Here is a 21,916-nt window from a genome sequence, read left to right as displayed (position 1 = left end):
GTGGATATCCAGGTAAGCAACGCCAGCCTGCACTGGCAGCATCACTGCGTCTTCAGTCAGCTGAATCTGAGGCTGCCCGGCGGCCAATGGACCAGTATTCTTGGCCAGTCAGGGGTCGGTAAAAGCTCGCTGATCCAGCTGCTCTGCGGCATCGCCGACGAAGCCGATGTACAGGGAGAGATCCGCTGTAGCGATGGCCAGCCATTGACTGGTCGTGTGGCCTGGATGGCACAGGACGATCTGCTGCTGCCCTGGCTGTCGGTACTCGATAACGTGTTGCTCGGTGCCCGGCTGACACAGCGGCGCAGGCCGAAGCCAGAGCAGCTTGAGCGTGCCCGCTACCTGCTGGCCCAGGTGGGTTTGAGCGAGCGCGCCAATGCACTGCCGGCGCAGCTATCCGGCGGACAGCGCCAGCGCGTCGCTTTGGCCCGCACCCTGTTCCAGGACTGCCCGCTGGTCTGCATGGATGAGCCGTTCTCCGCGCTGGATGCGATCAACCGCCTCAAGCTGCAGGATCTCGCCGCCCGCCTGCTATACGACCGTACCGTATTGATGATTACCCACGATCCATTGGAAGCGCTGCGCCTGTCGGATCGGATTCTGGTACTGCGCGGATCGCCGGCAAAACTTTCCACACCGATCACCCCGTCCGGACAGGCACCACGCCAGGTCAGCGACACCGAGGTGCTTAGGCTCCAGGGCGAGCTGCTGGAGATGCTGGCGGGAGAAACCTCATGATCCCCCTGCTGCGGCCGATGATCATCGCACTGGGTCTTACATTGCTCTGGCAATCTATTGTCTGGATCACCGGCGCCCCCAAATTTATCCTGCCCGGCCCCATGCAGGTATTCAGTACCCTGATAGAGCAGGCACCACTGCTGGCCAAGCATGCCAGCATCACCCTGGCCGAGATACTGCTGGGGCTGGTGTTCGGCGTCCTGCTTGGCCTGCTGAGCGCCCTGTCTCTGGCCACCTGGGGTCCATTACGTCGCTGGCTGATGCCGGTACTGGTGATCAGTCAGGCAATTCCCGTGTTCGCCCTGGCGCCGGTGTTGATGCTCTGGCTCGGCTACGGCATGGCCTCAAAGGTCGCCATGGCCACCCTGATCATCTATTTTCCGGTCACCGCCGCCTGCTTCGATGGCCTGCGCCAGACACCCACCGGCTATCTGAAACTGGCACGTACGCTGGGCGCCAGCAAAACTGCCCAACTGCTGCAGATCCAGCTGCCCGCCGCGCTGCCCGCCTTTGCTTCCGGTCTGCGGGTGGCAGCTTCGGTGGCACCGATCGGCGCCGTGGTCGGTGAGTGGGTCGGTTCCTCCACGGGTCTTGGCTACCTTATGCTCAACGCCAACGCCCGCATGCAGGTGGACCTGATGTTTGCCGCCCTGCTGGTACTGGCCCTGATCGCTGTAAGTCTCTATTTCCTGATCGATTTTCTCGCCCGCCGCCTGATGCCCTGGCAGGCGGACTCCCTGAACAAAGCAAACGCCAGCACCGCCGGCTCTCGATAGAGAGCCCCCAATAAATAGTAATGAATAAAAAGAGGACAACATGAAACGTCTGACCACATTGATCGCCGCCTCACTGCTGTCGGCACAGGCCATGGCCGCCGACAAGGTCGAGCTGTTGCTGGACTGGTTCATCAACCCGGACCACGCCCCGCTGATCGTGGCCCAGCAGCAGGGCTACTTCGCCGAACAGGATCTCGAGGTTTCCATGGTGGAACCGGCCGACCCTTCCATGCCGCCCAAGCTGGTTGCCGCCGGCAAGGCCGACCTGGCGCTGACCTACCAGCCGCAGCTGCACGTTATGGTCGATGAAGAGCTGCCGCTGACTCGTATCGGTACGCTGATCGCCACGCCGCTGAACTCTCTGGTGGTACTGGAGGATGGGCCGGTGAAAAGCATCGCCGATCTGAAGGGCCGCAAGGTGGGTTACTCCGTCGGCGGTTATGAGGAAGCACTGATGCGCGCCATGCTCGCCCCGCACGGGTTGTCGCTGGACGATATCGAGATGGTCAACGTGAACTGGTCACTGTCTCCTTCGCTGATCGCCGGCAAGGTGGATGCGGTGATCGGCGCCTACCGTAACTTCGAGCTGAACCAGATGGATCTTGAAGACCACCCGGGCCGGGCCTTCTATATCGAAGAGGAAGGCGTACCGGCCTACGACGAGCTGGTCCTGGTGATCAACAACAAGGATCGCGGCGATGACCGTTTCGCCCGCTTTGTTGCCGCGCTGGAAAAAGCGACCCAGTACATCGTCAATCACCCCGACGACGCCTGGAAATCCTTCGTCAGCTACAAATCGGATGAGCTCGACACCGAGCTGAACCGTCGCGCCTGGGCCGATACCCTGAGCCGCTTCGCGCTACGACCGGCCGCCCTGGATGAGGCCCGTTACCAGCGCGTTGGCGCCTTTATGCAGGAACAGGGGCTCACCAAGAGCAACCCGCCGGTTTCCAGCTACGCGATTGTTCCTTAACCAGGGTCCCCTAAGGAAGCGATATGACCTTTTACGATTACCGGCAGCAAAACCCGGATCAGCCGCTTAGCGAGCAGCTGCGCGACTATGCCTGCGACGACTGGCAGCAGGCAGTCAGACACCCGTTTACCGAGGCGTTGGGCGATGATCGCCTCGATGACGCCGTTTACGCCCGCTACCTGGTGCAGGACTACGCCTTTATCGACACCCTGGTGAACCTGGTGGCGCGTACGATCGCCAATGCACCGGCGATGCCGCCGAAAACGGTGCTGGCCGGCTTCCTCGCGGCACTGACCAGTGACGAAAACACCTACTTCCTGCGCTCGTTCGAGGCACTGGGGCTTTCTGAAGAACGCTATCTGAATCCTGAACTCCATCCGGTTAGCCAGGCGATCATCGATACCCTGAAAGCCTCGGAGCAGAGCTATGAAACCGCGATCATCTGCCTCTGCGTCGCCGAGTGGTCCTACCTGAGTTGGTCCCAAACCCAGGCCGAAAAGCCCCGCGGCAGCCGGTTTTACCTGCAGGAGTGGGTCGATATCCACGTACTGCCCGAGTTTGAGCAGTTCGTCGCCTGGCTACGCGGCCAGGTGGACAGCTTCGCCGACCGCGACAGCGAAACACTGGAGCAGCTTGCTGAGCTGTTCTGCGCCATGGCCAGGCTGGAACACCAGTTCTTCAGCGCCAGCCTGGACCCTGCATCCGTGACCACCGAGGAGGTGCCCCGTGTCTCTGTTTGAATCCCTCAAGGCGAGCTGCAACGAGGAGTGGCGTCAATATATCGAGCACGACTTCGTGCGCCAGCTGGGTAAGGGCACATTGCCCAGGGAATGTTTCCAGCACTACCTGAAGCAGGATTACCTGTTTCTGATCCAGTTCAGCCGCGCCTGGGGCCTGGCAATCTACAAAAGCGACGACCTGGATTCCATGCGTTACGCCCAGGCGGGCCTGAACGCCATGCTCGATACCGAGATCGGCATGCATGTGCAGTATTGCCGTGACTGGGGCATCGATGAGCAAGCGCTGAATCACCTGCCGGAAGCCGCCGCCACCGTCGCCTATACCCGCTACGTGCTCGATACCGGTATGGCCGGTGACCTGCTCGACCTGCATGTGACGCTGGCACCCTGCATTCTCGGCTATGCCGAAATCGCCCAGTGGCTGGCAGCGCAGCCGGACACGGTGCGCGAGGGCAACCCCTACAACGACTGGATCGAAATGTACCTGAGCGAGGAGTACCGCCAGGCGGCGCAAACCGAACTGGAGCTGCTTGAAAAACTCGGTGCCGACCTGCCGGAGCCGCGTCTGCACCAGCTGCAAAACCGCTTCCGTACCGCCACCCGGATGGAGGTCAGCTTCTGGCAGATGGGCCTGGACCTGACCGAGTGACTCCCTGACAACGCCAAGCACTGCGAATAAGGACAACAACGTGACCCAACCGCTTAACTCTCAGCCACTCAATCAAAGCGCCCGCGTCGACGCCGACTCGGTGCAGCCGTTCCCGAAGTCCCGCAAGGTGTATATCGAAGGCAGCCGCCCCGATATCCGCGTGCCGATGCGGGAAATCAGCCTGGATGATACCCCCACCGCCTTTGGCGGCGAGAAGAACGAACCGTTGTATGTCTACGACACCTCCGGCGCCTACACCGACCCGGCCGCAGAGATCGATGTACGCAGGGGACTTGAGCCGCTGCGCGAGCAGTGGATTCTGGAGCGCGACGATACCGAGCTGCTGGACGGCCTGACCAGCGAGTACGGCCGTGCCCGTGCTACCGATCTGCGCCTCGACGAGTTGCGCTTCGAGCTGACCCGCAAACCGCGCCGCGCCCAAAACGGTAAGAATGTGACCCAGCTGCACTACGCACGCCAGGGGATCATCACGCCGGAGATGGAGTTCATCGCCATCCGCGAGAACATGAAGCTGGCCAAGGCACAGGCCGAAGGCAGTATCGCCCAGCAGCATCCTGGCCATAACTTCGGTGCCAACCTGCCGTCCGAGATCACGCCGGAGTTCGTCCGTGACGAGGTCGCCGCCGGCCGTGCCATCATCCCCTGCAACATCAACCACCCGGAACTGGAACCGATGATCATCGGCCGCAACTTCCTGGTGAAGATCAACGGCAATATCGGTAACTCGGCGCTCTCCTCCTCCATCGAAGAGGAAGTGGAGAAGATGACCTGGGGAACCCGCTGGGGCGCCGATACCATCATGGATCTCTCCACCGGCAAGAACATCCATGAAACCCGTGAATGGATCCTGAGGAATTCACCGGTACCGATCGGCACCGTGCCGATCTACCAGGCGCTGGAGAAGGTTAACGGCGTCGCCGAGGATCTGAACTGGGAGGTGTTCCGCGATACCCTGATCGAGCAGGCGGAACAGGGTGTGGACTACTTCACCATCCACGCCGGTGTCCTACTGCGCTACGTACCGCTCACCGCCAAGCGGATGACCGGCATCGTCTCCCGCGGTGGTTCCATCATGGCGAAGTGGTGTCTGGCGCATCACGAGGAGAATTTCCTCTACACCCACTTCGAAGAGATCTGCGAGATCTGCAAAGCCTACGACGTAGCCTTCTCCCTCGGTGACGGCCTGCGTCCGGGATCGGTTTACGATGCCAACGACGAAGCCCAGTTCGCCGAACTGGAAACCCTCGGTGAATTGACCAAGATCGCCTGGAAGCACGATGTGCAGGTGATGATCGAAGGCCCCGGCCACGTGCCGATGCAGATGATCAAGGAAAACATGGACAAGCAGCTCAAGGAGTGTGATGAAGCGCCGTTCTACACCCTGGGCCCGCTGACCACCGATATCGCACCGGGTTACGACCACATCACCTCCGGCATCGGTGCGGCGATGATCGGCTGGTACGGCTGCGCCATGCTCTGTTACGTCACGCCGAAAGAGCACCTGGGCCTGCCCAACAAGGATGACGTCAAGACTGGCATCATCACCTACAAGATCGCCGCCCACGCCGCCGACCTGGCAAAAGGCCATCCGGGTGCGCAGATCCGCGATAACGCCATGTCCAAGGCGCGCTTCGAGTTCCGCTGGGATGACCAGTTCAATATCGGTCTCGACCCGGACACCGCCCGCGCCTACCACGACGAAACCCTGCCGAAGGAGTCCGCCAAGGTGGCGCACTTCTGCTCCATGTGTGGGCCCAAGTTCTGCTCGATGAAAATCTCCCAGGAGGTGCGCGAACTGGACGAAACCCAGGTTGCGGCAATTAACGCCCAGGCCGAACAGGGGATGCAGGAGAAGTCGGAGGAGTTTCGCGACGCGGGGGCGCAGCTCTACTCGAAAGTCTGACGTCCCAAGCTGCAGGCTTTAAAGAACGCATTAAAAATGCCCCGGCCTTTCGGTCCGGGGCATTTTTTTATTTGCGTCTGTGCGGATTAGTGATTTTTTTCCGCCAGCAGGGTTCGGCGTCCCGCCTTGTTCTTGTCGCGCTCATAACGGGCCGCGGACCTGGGTACATCGCCGCCATCGCCGGTTTCCAGCCAGCGCTTGACCCGTACTGCATCGCCCAGGTGCGAGCGTTTGCCAAAGGAGTCCAGGAACACCATGGCGATATCCTCACCCTCGATATGACTGACCATCACCAGACAGCGCCCGGCGGCATCGTTATAGCCGGTCTTGCTGAGCTCGATATCCCAGTCATCGTTGTTGACCAGTCGGTTGGTGTTATAGAACGCCAGCACATGGCGCGGACGACGGAAACGTGCATCCATCTTCGAACTGGTGGTCATTTTGCGGATTGCCGGATACTTACGTGCCGCACGGATCAGCTTCACCAGATCACTGGCGGTGGAGACATTGAAATAGGAGAGTCCGGTGGGTTCGACAAAGCGAGTGCTGTTCATACCCAGCTCCTCCGCTTTCAGGTTCATCGCCCGTACAAAGGCGAAATAACCACCGGGATAAGCGTGTGCCAGCGCGGTAGCGGCGCGGTTTTCCGACGCCATGATCGCCAGCTGGAGCACATCCTCCCGGGGCAGCTCGCTGCCGATGCGGACCCGCGAGATCACGTTCTGCATCTGGATGGAGTCGCGCACCTGGATCGGAATACGCTCATCCATCGGCAGATCAGCCTCCAGCGTTACCAGCGCTGTCATCAGCTTGCTGACCGAGGCGATCGGCACCACTGCGTCAGGATTTTTCTGGTATAGCACCCGCTCGTTATCCAGATCCACCACCAGCGCGTTAACCGACGCCAGTTGCAGATGTGAGGGGTCCGAAGCCTGCCGGGCAAAGACTAGTCCGGAAAACAGGAAAAGGATTAGCGTCAGTGTCAGTCGGATCGAATACAACATGGTTCCGTCTTGCCTACTGGGTCAGCCCTGTGCCTGGGGTTCCTGCCAGCAAACAGGAGCCCACGTATCGCACGAAAGTATAAAGCAAGCCATCACTATCGGACACTCCCCTCGCTGTCGTCCCTGGGCTATGCTTTAAAAAGCTTTACCTCTCAAATGGTTAGCTACGGCCTGATATTGTTGGGCCTGATCTGGCAGCCTTGATATACTCTTAAGCAAAGCCACCTCTGATCCGGCGGGGAAACACATTGAACTCCTTCAATCTGCTTAAATCGATCGCTGACGCGCGCTCCAAACTGCGAAAATCGGAGCAGAAAGTGGCGGATTACGTTCTGGCCAACCCCAATGAAGTGATCCATATGCGCATCGTCGACCTGGCCTCTGAAGCCAGCGTCAGCGAGCCGACCGTCGTACGCTTTTGCCGCGCGCTGAATTACGATGGCTTTCAGGATTTCAAGCTGACCCTGGCACAGGGGCTCGCCAGCAACACCAGTTTCGAGCAGTTCGCGCTCAACTCCACCGATACCGTGATCGAATTCAAGCAGAAGATCTTCGATTCGATGATCGGTAACCTGATCAATATCCGCGAGCAGCTGGACCCGACTACGCTGGAAGAGGCGATCGACGCCCTGGCGAAAGCCCAGCGGGTGGAGTTTTACGGTTTCGGCGCATCGGCCCCCGTCTGTGCCGATGCCCAGCATAAGTTTTATCGCCTGATGGTGTCCGCGGCGGCCTATAACGACCCGCATATGCAGACCATCTCCGCGGTTACCCTCGGCGAGGGCGACGTGGTGGTCGCCATCTCCCAGACCGGGCGCACCAAGGACCTGCTGCACACGGTGAAGCTGGTGCGCGACACCGGCGCCACCGTTATCTCCCTCTGTCCCGGCAACACGCCGCTGGCAGACCTGGCCACCATCCCTATCCATATCGATGTGGAAGAGGACAAGGACCTGAGTACGCTGATGTCATCGCGGATCGTCCACCTGGTGGTGATCGACGTACTCGCCGTGGGCGTGGCGATGAAACTGGGCCCGGGACTGTTCGATCATCTGAAGACGATCAAGCGCAGCCTGCGTAGCCTACGCCAGAACGACAAGCGCCTGCCGATCCGCCGACCGGGCGAATCTGATACCGACTGACAGGGCCCTCCCGCCCTGTCACCTCCCTGCAATACCTGCCCGATAGCATTCCACTGCCCAGCCACTCTGTTTGAAATTTACTCAGGGTTGGGGTAAAACGAGAATGTCGTTTGTCTTCGCGGTTACCAGCGGGGCACTAAACGCCCGGAAGGGAATCCCCTGTTGGTCGCCGCTCGGACTGGTTGATCGGAGCAGGTATTATGCTGAAAGAGCAGGAACTGAACGAAATTCAGACCGAAGTGTTCGATATCCTTGTCAGCTACGATGTCGAGGAGAAAAACCGCCGTAAACAGCACGCATCCAAGCGTCTCCTTGAAGCCCGGCGCGCCATAGAACGCCGCCGCGAGGAGAAGGAACTCTCGCCGTTTATTGATGACGAGTCCTGGTTCGACGACGAAGAAGAGTAGCCGGATACAGAAAGGCCAGCATGTGGATGCTGGCCTTTCGCGTTTTCAGGCCGTCGTCCGACCTGAGTTAAAGACTCAGTCGTCCGGATAGAGGATATTGAGCGGCACAGAGCTGCCGCCATCGACCACCATCGCCGCATGCTCGCGGCGCAGCTGGCGTGGCTCCGCCACACCACAGGAGTGGGCGATTGTCTCGACCTCATGCACCAGGTTGTGGTGGAAGTGGGCAACCCGCTCCGACTTCACCTCGGGCACCAGTCCCTGCTGTAGCTTGGGATCATGGGTCGTCACGCCGGTCGGGCAGGTGTTTTTGTTGCACTGGAGCGCCTGAATGCAGCCCAGTGCGAACATAAAGCCCCGCGCCGTCACGACAAAGTCCGCACCCATGCAGATCGCCGCCGCCACGTCGGTGGGGTTGATCAGTTTGCCCGAGGCGATAATCCGGATGCGATTGCGCAGGCCGTACTGGGTCAGCTTGTTCACCAGCACCGGCAGGCTCTCCTTCAGGGGCAGGCCGACACTGTCGATCAATGGCTGAGGCGCCGCGCCGGTGCCGCCATCGGCACTGTCCAGCGTAATAAAGTCCGGTGCATGGTCACTGCCACGCTTATTGACCGCCTCGCAGAAGTTGTCCAGCCAACTGGTGGTACCCAGTACCATCTTGAAGCCAACCGGCTTGCCCGACACCTCCCGCACGTGATGGATGAAATCCAGCAGATCATCGATGGAGGCGATCTCCGGGTGGCGATTGGGACTGATCGAGGCTTTGCCCTCGGGGATACCGCGAATCTCCGCGATCTCCTTATTGACCTTGTCGCCCGGCAGAATCCCACCCTTGCCTGGCTTGGCACCCTGACTCAGTTTGATCTCGAACATTCTCACCTGGGGAATCGCCGCCGCGCGGATCAACCTGGCATCATCAAGCCCGCCATGTTCATCGCGCAGACCATACTTGGCGGTACCGATCTGGTAGACAATGTCGCAGCCCCCTTCCAGATGGTAAGGCGACAAACCGCCCTCGCCGGTATTCATCCAGCAGCCCGCCTTTTTGGCACCGTTGGACAGCGCCTTTACCGCCGGCCGCGACAGAGCGCCAAAACTCATACCGGAGATATTGAGGAACGAGGGTGCATCGTAGGGTTCACGGCAGTAGGGACCGATACGCATCGACTGGGTCGGCGCCGCATCCTCGGTCAGGGTCGGAAACGGACAGTTGAGAAAGTAGTAGGTACCGGGGCGGCGCAGATCACGACTGGATCCAAAGGCCACGGTGTTGTCGATGTTCTTGGCTGCCCGGTAGACCCAGGAGCGCTGCGCCCGGTTGAACGGCATCTCTTCGCGATCCATGGCGAAGAAATACTGCCTGAAGAACTCGCCCAGCTCCTCGAACAGGTAGCGGAAGCGCCCCAGCAACGGGTAGTTGCGGCGAATGGTATGCACCGTCTGACGCTTGTCGATCTGGTACATTACCACGGCCGTAATCACAGCGCCGAGAATCAGCAGTAGCAGCAGAAGCCCTATGACAGCGATAAAGTCGATCGCCAAAAGCGATATGGTTTCGTTCATAACGTGGATTCCATTCAACCGGTGGGACTCATCCTACCTGATCAGCGCAACCTAGGCACCGACGACAAAACAGAAGAAAACTGATTAAGGCTGAACGCGATGTTTCGCGGCGATAAAGTCCATATGGGGCACATGAATCAGGTCGGCGATGCGGCGAATCACGTGCTCTTCCACATCATGCAGCTCGCCATCTGAGTACGCCACGCGCCAGAGGCTTTCGATCAGGCGGACTTTCTCATCCTGGGAGCAGATCCGGTTGATTTCTGAGGTGAAGCGGAAATAGTCGGTGGACTGCTGATGCTTTTTTTCCGCCCTCTCCAGCAACGCTTCCGCCGCTGCCGGGTCCAGGCCGAAGCTGTCGCGAACCACGGCCAGCAGGGCCTCTCGCTCTTCCGGCTTGCGTTCGTAGTCGGCAGCGATCACCTCCACCATCAGCGCCGCAGCGGTGAGGGCGAGGGTCTCCTGACTATCCTCCGCGCCAGCCGCCATATCTGTATCAAACAGATCCTCCAGCGCAGCTTTGATTTTGCTAAACATACCTAACCTCCAAGTCGCACAAGGTAGACCCGGTTTTGCGACGGAAAGTTCAGAGATCGATGCTGGTCCAGAGAATCAGCCCGTCGCGCTTACACTTTTCCGTCATGAGTCACGTCCCGTTACAGCGACAGGTCGGATTAACCCGGATCAGGCGAGAGTACCCCGCTGCTGTTAAGAGCAGATAAAGAAGAGGCCAGCTCCCCGCCGGCACGACCAACCGGCGGGGAACTGGAGGGTATACCGGCCGACAGAGTGCTATTCGACCGTGACAGACTTGGCCAGGTTACGCGGCTGATCCACATCGGTGCCCTTAAGCACCGCCACATGGTAGGAGAGCAGCTGCAGGGGCAATGTATAGGCGATCGGCTCTAGCAGCGTAGGGATCGACGGCAGACGGATCACCGAAATGCCGTCCTGCTGCTTGATGCTCTGATCCTCACCGGCAAAGACGAACAGCTCGCCACCGCGGGCGCGCACCTCCTGCAGGTTGGCCTTGAGCTTATCCAGCATGGCGTTGTTCGGCGCCACGGTGACCACCGGCATATCCTTATCCACCAGCGCCAGCGGACCGTGCTTGAGCTCACCGGCCGGATAGGCCTCGGCATGGATATAGGAGATCTCCTTCAGCTTCAGCGCGCCCTCCATCGCCACCGGATAGAGGGTGCCACGGCCCAGGAACAGGGCGTTATTTTTCTCGGCAAACGCCGCGGACATCGCTTCGATCTCCGAATCCAGCGCCAGCAGCTGCTGCAGCAACTCGGGCAGCTGCTGCAGTTCCGCCAGAATCTGCTGCTCCTTCTCCGGCGCGAGGCCAGCTCGCCGCCCCAATGCCAGGGTGGTCAGCATCAGCGCCACCAGCTGGGAGGTAAACGCCTTGGTGGATGCCACGCCGATCTCGGGACCTGCATTGGTCATCAGGGACAGATCGGATTCACGTACCAGCGAGCTGCCCGGCACGTTACAGATCGCCAGGGTACCCGCCACCCGGTCTTTCACTTCACGCAGGGCCGCCAGGGTGTCGGCGGTCTCACCGGACTGGGAAAGGGTCAGCAGCAGTGTGCCTTCCGGCATCACCACCGGGCGGTAACGGAACTCACTGGCCACCTCGACGCGGCAGGGAATACCTACCAGCTGTTCGATCCAGTAGCTGGCGATCATGCCGGCGTGGTAGCTCGTACCACAGGCGATAATCTGTACCTGCCGGATCTGGTCGAACAGCGCGCCAGCCTCGCTGCCGAACGCCTGCTCCAGCAGGTGCCCCTTGTTGATACGCCCTTCAAGCACCGCCTTCATTACGGCCGGCTGCTCGTAGATCTCCTTGAGCATGAAATGCTTGAACTCACCCTTCTCGGCACTGCCGGCACCATGTTCAAAACGGCTTACCGGGCGTTCCACCGGCTGGTTGTCGCAATCCCAGACGCTGATTTTCTCCGGCGTCAGGCAGGCGATATCGCCATCCTCCAGGAACATGAAACGGTCGGTGACCGGCAGCAGCGCCAGCTGATCCGAGGCGATAAAGTTCTCACCGATACCGACACCGATCACCAGCGGGCTGCCCTTGCGGGCGGTCAGCAGCTGATCGGGATCATCTTTATGGATAACACCCAGAGCGAAGGCGCCTTCAAGCCGGCCCATAGCGCTGCGCATGGCATCGAGAAGAGCCGCGCCGGAACGCACCTCACGGTCGATCAGGTGCGCCACCACTTCGGTATCGGTTTCGGAACTGAACTGGTAGCCACTCGCGATCAGTTCATCCTTCAGAGTTTCGAAGTTTTCAATAATGCCGTTATGCACCACCGCCAACCGCTCACCGGACATATGCGGATGAGCGTTATGCTCGGCCGGCGCACCGTGGGTGGCCCAGCGGGTATGAGCGATACCCAGGGTGCCCTTCAGCGGATGCTGCTCCAGCCCATCCGCCAGCGCCTGCACCTTGCCGATACGGCGCACCCGCCCGATCTGCCCCTGGTCCCACACCGCCATACCGGCGGAGTCGTAACCGCGATACTCAAGACGCCGCAGTCCTTCCAGCAGAATACCCGATACCTGACGCGCAGCGACGGCGCCGACGATTCCACACATATACTCTGCTCCTCAGCTGCGCTTCTGCGGGCGTTTCCAGCCCTGAATGTTCTTCTGTTTGCTACGGGCCACGGCCAGCTCTTCGTCATCAACGGCCCGGGTAACGGTAGAGCCTGCGGCCACAGTAGCGCCCTGGCCCACGCTGACAGGCGCCACCAGTGCGGTATTCGAGCCGATAAAGGCGCCATCACCGATTTCGGTCAGGGATTTGTTAACGCCATCGTAGTTACAGGTAATCGTGCCCGCCCCCACGTTAACGTCCCTGCCGAGGTGGGCATCGCCGACGTAGCTCAGGTGGTTGATCTTGCTGCCCTCACCCACTATCGCTTTCTTGGTCTCGACAAAATTGCCGACCTTGGTGCGCTCGGCCAGCTCGGTGCCGGGACGCAGACGGGCAAAGGGCCCCACCGTTGCCTCAGCGCTGACAATGGCGCCCTCGACTATGGAGTTGGCCTCGATGCGGGTTCCGGGGCCGATGCGACTGTCGATAATCACGCAGTTGGGACCGATCTGAACATTCTCGGCCAGCTCTACCTCGCCCTGAAACAGGGTATTGATATCGATAAAACAGTCCTGCCCCACGCTCAGTGAGCCGCGGATATCGATACGGGCCGGATCCGCCAGCGTAGCGCCGGCCGCCATCAGCGTCTCAGCCTGAGCCGACTGGTACCAGCGCTCAAGCACCGCCAGCTGAGAGCGGTTGTTGACGCCCTGCACCTCCTGCTCGTGAGCGGGCTGGATCGCATCGATCCGCACGCCGCTCTCCGCCGCCATAGCGATCACGTCGGTCAGGTAATACTCGCCCTGGGCGTTATCGGAGGAGAGCTGCGGCAGCCACTCGTGCAGGTAGCGCGCCGGCAGAGACAGGATACCGGTGTTCACTTCACGCACCGCGCGCTGCGCTTCGCTGGCGTCTTTTTGTTCGACGATGGCGGTAACTTCACCTACGTCATTGCGCAGGATGCGGCCGTAGCCGGTGGGATCGTCCAGCGTTACCGTCAGCAGACCAAGATGGCCACGGGCAGCTATATGGCTCAGCTCGTTCAGGGTCTCGGTGGCGATCAGCGGCACATCGCCGTAAAGCACCAGCACCTGGCTGTCTTCAGCGATATTCGGCATCGCCTGGGCCACCGCATGGCCGGTGCCTAGCTGTTCGGCCTGGAGCGCGAAATTCAGCGCCTGACCAGCAAGCGCTTCACGCACCTTTTCTGCACCGTGACCGATCACCACATGATGCTGCACATCGCCCTCCAGCGCGCGGGCGGCGTCGATCACGTGCTGAACCATCGGTTTGCCACCCAGGGGGTGCATCACCTTCGGCAGGGTGGATTTCATTCGACTGCCCTGGCCCGCTGCCAGAATCACAACATCAATTTTCATTTCGTTTCCTGTGTCATCGGGCCTTGTCCATATGTTTCGGCCCTGTCATCTCGGTTTGACCGCAATTTACAGAATGCTCAGAATCGATCAATAGCTTTTGTCATAGGAAAATTGACAAAATGGATCAGGAAATCTTTGCCCAGCTCGGGCTCGACCCACGTTCCGTTGCCATCTACCGCGCCCTGCTGGCCCTCGGACCCAGTGCCATACGTACTATAGCCGAGCGTGCCGGCGTCAACCGGGGCACCACCTACGAGTGCCTGAAAGCGATGCAACAGCAGGGCGTTGTCACTTACCTGCCGAAAGGCCGGCGGCGCTATTTCAGTGCCCGCGAACCGGAGGTGCTGCTGCAACTTGCCGAGGATAAACAGAAACGGCTGGAACTGGCGATGGGACAGCTCAAGAACCGGATCATTCCCGACCTGCATCACCTTAAGCCGGATTTCAGCGCTGCCAACGTGCAGTTTTTCGAGGGTGATGCCGGTATCGAGCAGGTGCTGCGCGATATTCTCAACCGTGTCGGCGCACAACAGGATCCGGTCTACTCGGTGTTCTCGTCAAAGCCGATCCGTGCGCACCTCTACCGCCCCTTTCCCACGTTTACCGCTCAGCGTATCGCCCGAGGCATCCGTGTGCGCGCTATCGCCATCGGCGATGGTGGTGAAAGTGCTGAGCTTTCAGAGCGTAAATGGATCCGCACCGAAGGCCCGGTGGACGCCGCGTACATCGCCATCTATCCGCCCCGCTGTGCAATCATTTCGCTGGCATCCGATAACTACCCGACAGCAGTGGTGATCGACTCCCGCGAGGTAGCCGCGGCGCAGCAGATTATCTTCGACACTCTCTGGCGGCTGCTCTGAAAAACCTTAAATGGCGTGACGTAGCGATGTAAGCCAAGCACTGGTTTTCGCTCCCAGCACCAGCATGCAGGGGGTCAGCAGCAGCGTCAGGAAGGTCGCAAAAGCGAGCCCGCCGGCGATAGCGCTGGAGAGCTGGGTCCACCACTGGGTTGATGGCGCCCCTATGCCAAGACTGGGCTCCAGCAGGTTCACGTTTACACCCAGTACCATCGGCATCAGTCCCAGCACCGTGGTCAGAGCGGTCAGCAGCACCGGCCTCAGGCGCAGGCAGCCGGTTTCCAGCGCCGCCTCAAACGGCGCATAACCCTCTTTAAGGTGCTGGTTGTAGGTATCGATCAGCACGATGTTGTTATTCACTACGATCCCCGCCAGGGCGATCACGCCCATCCCTACCATGACGATGCCGAAAGACTGCTGGTTCACCAGCAGCCCGATCAATACGCCTGCGGTGGAGAACACGATCGCCGACAGCACCAGCAGGGTCTGGTAAAAGCTGTTGAACTGCACCACCAGGATCAGCGTCATCAGCAGTAGCGCCACCAGGAAGGCAGCAACGAGAAAGGTGGCCGCCTCCTGCTGATCTTCCTGCTCACCTGCCACGTCCAGCTCTACCCCTTGCGGCAGGCCCTCTACGGCTTCCGCCAGGGCCGCAAGACGTTCATCCAGTTGGTAGCCCTCGGCCAGATCCGCCTCCAGGGTCAGCGTACGGGAACCATCGCGATGATTGATCACGCCGGTTTTCTGTGCCGTTTCCATCTGCACAAACAGCGACATCGGCACCTGCCCCCGGCTGGTATTCAGGGTCAGCTGCCGCAGCTGATCCAGGGTGCGTTTATCGCGCGGCAGACGCACGCGAATATCCACCTCGTCATCCGCATCCGCCGGCCTGTAGGTGGTCAGCAGCAGGCCCTGGGTCACCAGCTGGATGGCGTTACCGATACTGGCCACATCGGCGCCGAAGCGTGCCGCCGCCTCCCTATCCACGTTCAGGCGCCACTCGATACCCGGCAGGGTACGGTCATCCTCGATATCGACAAAGCCACCCAGCTGCTGCATCGTCGCGCGCACCTGGTCGACGGCGCGGGAGCTGGCGGCGCTGTCATTGGAGACGAAGTGCAGTTGCACCGGTTTGCCCTCGGTGGGCCCGTTCTCCTGCTTGCGGAACTCCAGTTTGAGACCGGCCAGATCCGCCGTTCTGCGCTGCATATCCTGCAATATGAGATTGGCGGGACGACGCTGTTCCCAGTCGATAAACTGGAACTGCAGCACACCGATCACATCCTCCTGCTGCTGGCTGTCGGCACTGACCTGGGAGCGGGCATAGAGCGCTTCAATCTCCGGCATCCCGGTCAGCCGCTGCTCCACACGCTGCACCAGTTGATCCCGTTCATAGACCGACAGGTCACCGCGGGCGTGTACCAGTACCAATGCGGATTCCGGCTCGGTGTCCGGGAAGAACTCAACACCCTGGTTAAAGCGGGCATAGGTGATGTAGACCAGCGTCATCACCACCAGGCTGGCCAGCAGTGTCAGCGCAGGCCGCTTCAACAGTGCGGCCAGAAACGCTCGATAACGGCGTGACAGGCTATTCTGCCGGGGCGGCCGTGTGGCCCCTGCACCTCCGGCGATACTGCCTAACACCGGCAGGAACACCAGTGCCATCGCCAGCGATGCCAGCAGACAGACGATCACCGTGGCCGGCAGGTATTTCATGAATTCACCGACGATACCGGGCCAGAACAGCAGCGGCAGGAACACCATCAGCGTAGTCGCGGTGGACGCGATAACCGGCCAGGACATACGAATCGCCGCGCGACTCCAGGCGTCAGGCGGATTCAGCCCCTGCTCACGATTGCGATCGGCGAGCTCCGACACCACGATAGCGCCATCCACCAGCATCCCCGCCACCAGGATCAGTGAGAACAGCACGATGATATTCAGCGTGAAGCCAAGCAGCTGGATCATCAGCAGACCGGCCAGAAAGGCGCCGGGGATGGTCAGGCCCACCAGCAACGCGGGCCTGGGCCCCATCGCCAGCAGCATCACCAGCAGCACCAGGATTACCGCTGTCAGCACGTTGTTGAGCAGGTCGGTAAGCAGGTTCTGCACCTCGATCGACTGATCGGTGATGATGGTGATCTCCAGCCCCGGTGGCAGCAAGGGTTGCGCCTCGGCCAACAGCGCTTTGACCTGATCGATAGTCTCAACGATATTGGCCCCGGCCCGTTTCGACACCTCCAGTACCAGTGCCGGCTGGCCGTTAAGCCGGGCGAAACCGGTGGGATCCTTGAAAGTGCGGCGCACACTGGCCACCTCATTGAAGGTCACCACCGAATCGCCATCCACCTTGACCGGCATGCTCATCAGGTCATCCAGATCGCTGATCACCCCGGGCACCTTCAACGTCAGGCGGCCGGAGCCGGTATCGATACTGCCAGCCGCCACCAGGCGGTTGTTACTGCTGACCAGAGAATAGAGAGTGGAGTAATCCACGCCGTAACCGGCCAGCACCTGTGGATCCACGGTAATCTCCAGCAGGTCTTCCCGGTCGCCGCCGATATCCACCTCCAGCACCTCGGGGATAGCCTCGATCCGGTCACGCATCTCGCGGGCGATATAGACCATCCGCTGCGGTGCAATCGGTCCCGACAGCCCCAGGGTCAGGACCGGAAATTCGGAAATGTTGATCTCGTCGACGCTGGGCTCATCCGCTTCGGTGGGTAGGTCGCTTTTCACCGTATCCACCTTGTCGCGCACATCCTGCAGCGCCAGATCAGGGTCAAAGCCGGCATCGAACTCCAGCAGCACCGAGGCATGCCCCTCGGCGGAAAAGGAGGTCATCTCCTTGATCCCCTCAAGCGAGCGCAGCTCCTGCTCCAGCGGTCTCACCAGCAGGCGCTCGGCATCCTCGGGGCTGACCCCATCGAGTGTCACGGAGACATAGATATAGGGAATAGTAACGTCGGGGTTAGCTTCCCGGGGCAGGGTCTGAAACGCCACCAGACCGCCGGCGACAATCAGTATCAGCAGCAGGATCGATGCCCTTGCCCGGTGTATGGCCGCTTCGATCAGCGCTTTCATCGCTCACTACCTGGCTCAAGCTCGACCCCGGAGTCGTCCACCTCAACCGGCCTGACCTCCTGCCCCTCGGCCGCAAAGCCCGCACCCAGCGTAATCAGACGCACCTGCTCATCCAGCCCGGCCACCCATGCCTGGGACATGCCGCCACTGAGCAGGGTCACGGGGCGAAAGTGGACGCGATTGTCGCCATCCAGCACCCGTACTCCCACCTGATTATGATCGTTCAGCGTCAACAGCGCCGCGGAGAGGCGGTGCGCCCGAATGCTGCCGGTTTCAATCGTCATCGATGCGCTGGCACCGGCGATGCGGCGCGCCTCGGGGTTTTTCACGATCGCTTCGATCTGGTAGCTGCGGGTCTCTTCATCGGCGCTGAAAGCGATAAAACTCAGCTCGCCCTCAAGCCGGGTGCCATCGAGCAGACGCACCCTGACCGGCTGGCCAAGGGAAAGCGCCGCCACATCCTGCTGCGCCACCCAGGCCCGCACCTTGAGGGTATCGATATCAACCAGGCGGCCCCAGCTATCAGCGAGGCTCAGGTAATCACCGGGATCCACATCGAGACGGTCGATAACGCCGTCAAAAGGCGCTTCGGGCCGGGTACGGGACAGCCCCAGGCGCGCCTCCTCAACGGCCAGACGCGCATCGGCCACCTCGCTGCCAAGCCTGAGTACGTCGCGGCGTGTACTGCCGCCCGCAGCGATCAGGCGCCGGTTGGCTTCAAGATCCTGCTGTTTGTAATGAAGATCCGCTTCAGCCTGAGCCAGCTGCGCCTTGCGCGCGTCCTGGTCCAGCTCAAGCAGCAACTGGCCTTTTGTAACCCGCTGCCCCTTGGCAACCGGCACTGCCAGCACGCGAGCAGCCACCTCGGCACGAAGATCCACCGAATAGTGCGGCTCAACCTGGCCCTGGATCTCCAATGTTTGGGTATAGGGAAGCGCCTGACTTTGCATGATCTGCACAGATATCAGGTCGGCGGGTTCGGCCTCGGGCTGCGGCGGCGGCATCTCGCGAGCGGCTTTAATATCGAAGCGAAGGACCCACACCAGTGCGGCGATCGCGATAATGGCGTAGGTGAGTAATCTGAGCAGTTTCCCTTTGGCTGGCACGGCGACAATTCCCTGACCCGGTAACGAACGGAGAGCTTCAGGTGCAGATTACCTCAACTGGGTAATCCCTTTCATGTGCAGGGGAAACTTTAAAGGGAGGGAAATATAAAAAAGGCAGCCGAAGCTGCCTTTCCTGGTCGCTGCAAGGGGCTTATTTGCCGGTCTTGCGACGAATCTGCTGCAGTGTGCGGAGCTGCGCGGCAGCTTCCGCCAGCTGAGCGGCGGCCCGGGAGTATTCGAACTCGCCGGACTTGTCAGCCATTGCATGCTCTGCGTGTTTCTTGGCCTCGATAGCGGAAGCCTCACTCAGATCAGCGGCGTGGGCAGCAGTATCTGCCAGTACCGTAATCTTGTGCGGCTGCACTTCAAGGAAACCACCGGACACGTAGAACACGTCTTCTTCACCGCCCTGCTTGCGCAGCTCGACAGGGCCTGGTTTCAGTTCCGTCAGAAGCGGAGCGTGACCCGGGAAAATACCCAGGTCACCCAGGCTACCTGTTGCGGAGACGAATTCGATCAGACCAGAGAAGATCTCTTCCTCGGCACTCACGATATCGCAATGAACAGTCATAGCCATCTTGGTTACCTCTTAAAGGTTTCTGCCGGAACCGCTTACAGGCTCTTAGCTTTCTCTACCGCTTCGTCGATAGTACCGACCATGTAGAACGCCTGCTCCGGCAGCTCGTCGTACTGACCTTCGAGGATGCCCTTGAAGCCGGTAATGGTGTCTTTCAGCGATACGTATTTACCCGGAGAACCGGTGAATACTTCTGCTACGAAGAACGGCTGAGACAGGAAGCGCTGGATCTTACGCGCACGGGATACGATCTGCTTGTCTTCTTCAGACAGCTCGTCCATACCCAGGATCGCGATGATATCCTTCAGCTCCTTGTAGCGCTGCAGGGTAGACTGCACGCCACGAGCGATCTCGTAGTGTTCCTGACCGATAACCAGCGGATCCAACTGACGAGAGGTGGAATCCAGCGGGTCGATCGCCGGGTAGATACCCAGCTCCGCGATCTGACGAGACAGTACAACGGTCGCGTCAAGGTGGGAGAAGGTGGTCGCCGGAGACGGGTCGGTCAAGTCATCCGCCGGTACGTATACCGCCTGGATAGACGTGATGGAACCGGTCTTGGTGGAGGTGATACGCTCCTGCAGAACGCCCATCTCTTCCGCCAGGGTCGGCTGGTAACCTACCGCAGAAGGCATACGACCCAGCAGTGCAGATACCTCGGTACCCGCCAGGGTGTAACGGTAGATGTTGTCGACGAACAGCAGTACGTCACGACCTTCATCACGGAACTTCTCAGCCATGGTCAGGCCGGTCAGGGCTACACGCAGACGGTTGCCAGGCGGCTCGTTCATCTGACCGTAGACCATCGCTACCTTGGACTGATCGAACTGCTCGACGTTAACAACGCCGGCTTCCTGCATCTCGTGGTAGAAGTCGTTACCCTCACGAGTACGCTCACCTACACCTGCGAATACAGACAGACCGGAGTGCTGACGGGCGATGTTGTTGATCAGCTCCATCATGTTTACGGTCTTACCTACACCGGCACCACCGAACAGACCAACCTTACCACCCTTGGCGAACGGGCAAACCAGGTCGATAACCTTGATGCCGGTTTCCAGCAGTTCGTTGGAAGAAGCCTGATCAGCGTAAGACGGCGCTTTACGGTGAATAGGATAACGCTCCTGTTCACCGATCGGGCCACACTCGTCGATCGGGTTACCCAGTACGTCCATGATACGGCCCAGAGTTTCGGTACCTACGGGTACGGAAACCGGTGCGCCAGTATTGGACACTTCCAGACCACGGGCTACGCCCTCGGTCTGACCCATTGCAATGCCTCGTACGACACCGTCGCCCAGCTGCTGCTGAACTTCCAGTGTCAGGCCGGTTTTATCGACGACCAGTGCGTCGTAAACCTTCGGTACATTGTCACGCGGGAATTCCACGTCGACGACCGCACCGATAATCTGAACAATACGTCCGCTACTCATGTTCGGATCCTCTTAACATTTAAACCTGTTCACTGCATCAAACAGCAGCAGCACCACCGACGATCTCGGAGATTTCCTGAGTGATCGCCGCCTGACGGGCTTTGTTGTAAACCAATTGCAGCTCATCGATCAGGTTGCCGGCGTTATCTGTTGCGTTCTTCATCGCCAGCATACGTGCTGCCTGTTCACAGGCGTTATTCTCAACCACTGCCTGGTAAACCAGAGACTCGATATAGCGCTTGAGCAGGCCATTCAGCAGCTCTTTCGCTTCCGGTTCATACAGATAGTCCCAGTGGTGGCTGAGCTTCTCTTCGTCTTCACCTGCCTGAAGCGGCAACAGCTGCTCGACAGCGGGCTTCTGGGTCATCGTGTTCACGAAATCATTCGACACGACGTACAGCTTATCCAGCTTGCCTTCGTCAAAACTGTCCAGCATCACCTTCACGGAGCCCAGCAGCTGGCCCAGCTCGGGTGCATCACCCAGGCCGCCTTTCGCCGCCACGACGTTGCCGCCGTAGTTCCGGAAGAAGCTGATTGCCTTGGAGCCCAGTGCGCAGATATCGATCTCGACGTTCTGCTCTTTGAACTCCTTCATCTTTGCAATGGCTGCCTTGAACATGTTGACGTTCAGGCCGCCACAGAGGCCGCGGTCAGAAGCGACGATAATGAAACCGACGCGCTTGACCTCACGCTCCTGCATGTAGAGGTGACGGTATTCAGGATTGGCCTTGGCCAGATGCTGAACCACACCACGGATGCTTTGGGCGTACGGACGTGAAGACTGCATGCGATCCTGGGCCTTGCGCATTTTCGACGCAGCAACCATTTCCATGGCGCTGGTGATCTTGCGCGTGCTGCCGATGCTCGCGATTTGCGTCTTAATCTCTTTTCCGACTGCCATAGTTCCGCCTATTAAACTTGTCTTAGTTCAGGCCGGTCAG

General features: G+C 60.0%; 19 protein-coding genes. 9 read left to right on the top strand and 10 right to left on the bottom strand.

The features are described from left to right. The 6 genes from ACQUQP_RS02105 to thiC are packed head-to-tail and all read left to right on the top strand — an operon-like array spanning position 1 to position 5,800. Positions 1-738, top strand: coding sequence for an ABC transporter ATP-binding protein (locus ACQUQP_RS02105; protein WP_432697168.1), 738 nt, complete (start codon positions 1-3; stop codon positions 736-738). After that, positions 735-1,514 carry an ABC transporter permease gene (locus ACQUQP_RS02100; RefSeq protein WP_432697167.1) on the top strand — a complete coding sequence of 260 codons (780 nt, stop codon included), beginning with the start codon at positions 735-737 and terminating at the stop codon, positions 1,512-1,514. The genes ACQUQP_RS02105 and ACQUQP_RS02100 overlap by 4 nt, the downstream gene beginning before the upstream one ends. 40 nt (positions 1,515-1,554) lie before the next feature. After that, entirely contained in the window at positions 1,555-2,487 is a 933-nt protein-coding gene (locus ACQUQP_RS02095; RefSeq protein WP_432697166.1) for an ABC transporter substrate-binding protein, read from the top strand. Between the two features lie 23 nt (positions 2,488-2,510). Beyond that, positions 2,511-3,227: a TenA family protein gene (locus tag ACQUQP_RS02090; protein ID WP_432697165.1), complete on the top strand. Its 717-nt coding sequence runs from the start codon at positions 2,511-2,513 to the stop codon at positions 3,225-3,227. Next, positions 3,214-3,876, top strand: a complete 663-nt coding sequence (gene tenA / locus ACQUQP_RS02085) for a thiaminase II (RefSeq protein WP_432697164.1) — start codon at positions 3,214-3,216, stop codon at positions 3,874-3,876. Before ACQUQP_RS02090 ends, tenA begins: the two co-directional genes overlap by 14 nt. A gap of 40 nt (positions 3,877-3,916) precedes the next feature. Then, complete coding sequence (thiC, locus tag ACQUQP_RS02080) at positions 3,917-5,800, top strand: phosphomethylpyrimidine synthase ThiC (protein ID WP_432697163.1); 1,884 nt, start codon at positions 3,917-3,919, stop codon at positions 5,798-5,800. A gap of 86 nt (positions 5,801-5,886) precedes the next feature. Here the strand turns inward: thiC and pbpG are convergent, their stop codons facing one another. After that, a complete protein-coding gene (gene pbpG / locus ACQUQP_RS02075) occupies positions 5,887-6,804 on the bottom strand; it encodes a D-alanyl-D-alanine endopeptidase (RefSeq protein WP_432697162.1) in 918 nt (305 codons plus the stop codon). Positions 6,805-7,052: 248 nt separating this feature from the next. Here pbpG and hexR point away from each other — a divergent pair, with 248 nt between their 5' ends. Together hexR and ACQUQP_RS02065 are read left to right on the top strand one after the other, a co-directional pair. Next, positions 7,053-7,946 (top strand): transcriptional regulator HexR, encoded by an 894-nt coding sequence (gene hexR / locus ACQUQP_RS02070; protein WP_432697161.1) that lies wholly within the window; start codon positions 7,053-7,055, stop codon positions 7,944-7,946. Positions 7,947-8,146: 200 nt separating this feature from the next. Continuing rightward, a complete protein-coding gene (locus ACQUQP_RS02065; RefSeq protein ID WP_432697160.1) occupies positions 8,147-8,353 on the top strand; it encodes a PA3496 family putative envelope integrity protein in 207 nt (68 codons plus the stop codon). 75 nt (positions 8,354-8,428) lie between these two features. Here the strand turns inward: ACQUQP_RS02065 and ACQUQP_RS02060 are convergent, their stop codons facing one another. From ACQUQP_RS02060 to glmU, 4 genes are all read right to left on the bottom strand, one after another. Next, the gene (locus tag ACQUQP_RS02060; protein WP_432697159.1) at positions 8,429-9,919 is read right to left on the bottom strand and encodes an FMN-binding glutamate synthase family protein; all 1,491 of its coding nucleotides are present in this window, start codon (positions 9,917-9,919) and stop codon (positions 8,429-8,431) included. A gap of 84 nt (positions 9,920-10,003) precedes the next feature. After that, on the bottom strand, positions 10,004-10,456 hold the full coding sequence (locus tag ACQUQP_RS02055; RefSeq protein ID WP_432697158.1) for a TerB family tellurite resistance protein: 453 nt from the start codon (positions 10,454-10,456) through the stop codon (positions 10,004-10,006). 255 nt (positions 10,457-10,711) lie between these two features. After that, complete coding sequence (glmS, locus tag ACQUQP_RS02050; protein WP_432697157.1) at positions 10,712-12,538, bottom strand: glutamine--fructose-6-phosphate transaminase (isomerizing); 1,827 nt, start codon at positions 12,536-12,538, stop codon at positions 10,712-10,714. 12 nt (positions 12,539-12,550) lie between these two features. Then, positions 12,551-13,918 (bottom strand): bifunctional UDP-N-acetylglucosamine diphosphorylase/glucosamine-1-phosphate N-acetyltransferase GlmU, encoded by a 1,368-nt coding sequence (gene glmU, locus ACQUQP_RS02045; protein ID WP_432697156.1) that lies wholly within the window; start codon positions 13,916-13,918, stop codon positions 12,551-12,553. A gap of 119 nt (positions 13,919-14,037) precedes the next feature. On the opposite strand from glmU, the gene ACQUQP_RS02040 reads away from it, so the two are divergent. Next, complete coding sequence (locus tag ACQUQP_RS02040) at positions 14,038-14,778, top strand: TrmB family transcriptional regulator (protein ID WP_432697155.1); 741 nt, start codon at positions 14,038-14,040, stop codon at positions 14,776-14,778. 6 nt (positions 14,779-14,784) lie between these two features. Here ACQUQP_RS02040 and ACQUQP_RS02035 read toward each other — a convergent pair whose 3' ends face one another. The 5 genes from ACQUQP_RS02035 to atpG all read right to left on the bottom strand — a co-directional run bounded on the left by ACQUQP_RS02035 (position 14,785) and on the right by atpG (position 21,876). Next, positions 14,785-17,859 carry an efflux RND transporter permease subunit gene (locus tag ACQUQP_RS02035; protein WP_432697154.1) on the bottom strand — a complete coding sequence of 1,025 codons (3,075 nt, stop codon included), beginning with the start codon at positions 17,857-17,859 and terminating at the stop codon, positions 14,785-14,787. Continuing rightward, positions 17,856-18,965, bottom strand: coding sequence for an efflux RND transporter periplasmic adaptor subunit (locus tag ACQUQP_RS02030; protein WP_432697153.1), 1,110 nt, complete (start codon positions 18,963-18,965; stop codon positions 17,856-17,858). Before ACQUQP_RS02030 ends, ACQUQP_RS02035 begins: the two co-directional genes overlap by 4 nt. Before the next feature lie 151 nt (positions 18,966-19,116). Continuing rightward, positions 19,117-19,542 (bottom strand): F0F1 ATP synthase subunit epsilon, encoded by a 426-nt coding sequence (locus tag ACQUQP_RS02025; RefSeq protein ID WP_432697152.1) that lies wholly within the window; start codon positions 19,540-19,542, stop codon positions 19,117-19,119. 35 nt (positions 19,543-19,577) lie between these two features. Continuing rightward, positions 19,578-20,975: a F0F1 ATP synthase subunit beta gene (atpD, locus tag ACQUQP_RS02020; RefSeq protein WP_432697151.1), complete on the bottom strand. Its 1,398-nt coding sequence runs from the start codon at positions 20,973-20,975 to the stop codon at positions 19,578-19,580. A gap of 37 nt (positions 20,976-21,012) precedes the next feature. Further along, positions 21,013-21,876, bottom strand: coding sequence for a F0F1 ATP synthase subunit gamma (atpG, locus tag ACQUQP_RS02015; RefSeq protein WP_432697150.1), 864 nt, complete (start codon positions 21,874-21,876; stop codon positions 21,013-21,015). Positions 21,877-21,916: the final 40 nt, after the last annotated feature.

Source organism: Marinobacterium sp. YM272, assembly GCF_050908845.1.
GTDB lineage: Bacteria > Pseudomonadota > Gammaproteobacteria > Pseudomonadales > Balneatricaceae > Marinobacterium_D.
This window is presented reverse-complemented; position numbering and strand designations above follow the sequence as displayed.

What these genes read in the sequence shown, in the direction of transcription:
- ACQUQP_RS02055 (WP_432697158.1), bottom strand. Translation starts at nt 10,456, where the DNA reads ATGTTTAGCAAAATCAAAGCTGCGCTGGAGGATCTGTTTGATACAGAT.
- glmU (WP_432697156.1), bottom strand. Translation starts at nt 13,918, where the DNA reads ATGAAAATTGATGTTGTGATTCTGGCAGCGGGCCAGGGCAGTCGAATG.
- ACQUQP_RS02100 (WP_432697167.1), top strand. Translation starts at nt 735, where the DNA reads ATGATCCCCCTGCTGCGGCCGATGATCATCGCACTGGGTCTTACATTG.
- ACQUQP_RS02095 (WP_432697166.1), top strand. Translation starts at nt 1,555, where the DNA reads ATGAAACGTCTGACCACATTGATCGCCGCCTCACTGCTGTCGGCACAG.
- ACQUQP_RS02060 (WP_432697159.1), bottom strand. Translation starts at nt 9,919, where the DNA reads ATGAACGAAACCATATCGCTTTTGGCGATCGACTTTATCGCTGTCATA.
- ACQUQP_RS02065 (WP_432697160.1), top strand. Translation starts at nt 8,147, where the DNA reads ATGCTGAAAGAGCAGGAACTGAACGAAATTCAGACCGAAGTGTTCGAT.
- glmS (WP_432697157.1), bottom strand. Translation starts at nt 12,538, where the DNA reads ATGTGTGGAATCGTCGGCGCCGTCGCTGCGCGTCAGGTATCGGGTATT.
- ACQUQP_RS02040 (WP_432697155.1), top strand. Translation starts at nt 14,038, where the DNA reads ATGGATCAGGAAATCTTTGCCCAGCTCGGGCTCGACCCACGTTCCGTT.
- pbpG (WP_432697162.1), bottom strand. Translation starts at nt 6,804, where the DNA reads ATGTTGTATTCGATCCGACTGACACTGACGCTAATCCTTTTCCTGTTT.
- ACQUQP_RS02025 (WP_432697152.1), bottom strand. Translation starts at nt 19,542, where the DNA reads ATGGCTATGACTGTTCATTGCGATATCGTGAGTGCCGAGGAAGAGATC.
- atpG (WP_432697150.1), bottom strand. Translation starts at nt 21,876, where the DNA reads ATGGCAGTCGGAAAAGAGATTAAGACGCAAATCGCGAGCATCGGCAGC.
- ACQUQP_RS02090 (WP_432697165.1), top strand. Translation starts at nt 2,511, where the DNA reads ATGACCTTTTACGATTACCGGCAGCAAAACCCGGATCAGCCGCTTAGC.
- ACQUQP_RS02035 (WP_432697154.1), bottom strand. Translation starts at nt 17,859, where the DNA reads ATGAAAGCGCTGATCGAAGCGGCCATACACCGGGCAAGGGCATCGATC.
- atpD (WP_432697151.1), bottom strand. Translation starts at nt 20,975, where the DNA reads ATGAGTAGCGGACGTATTGTTCAGATTATCGGTGCGGTCGTCGACGTG.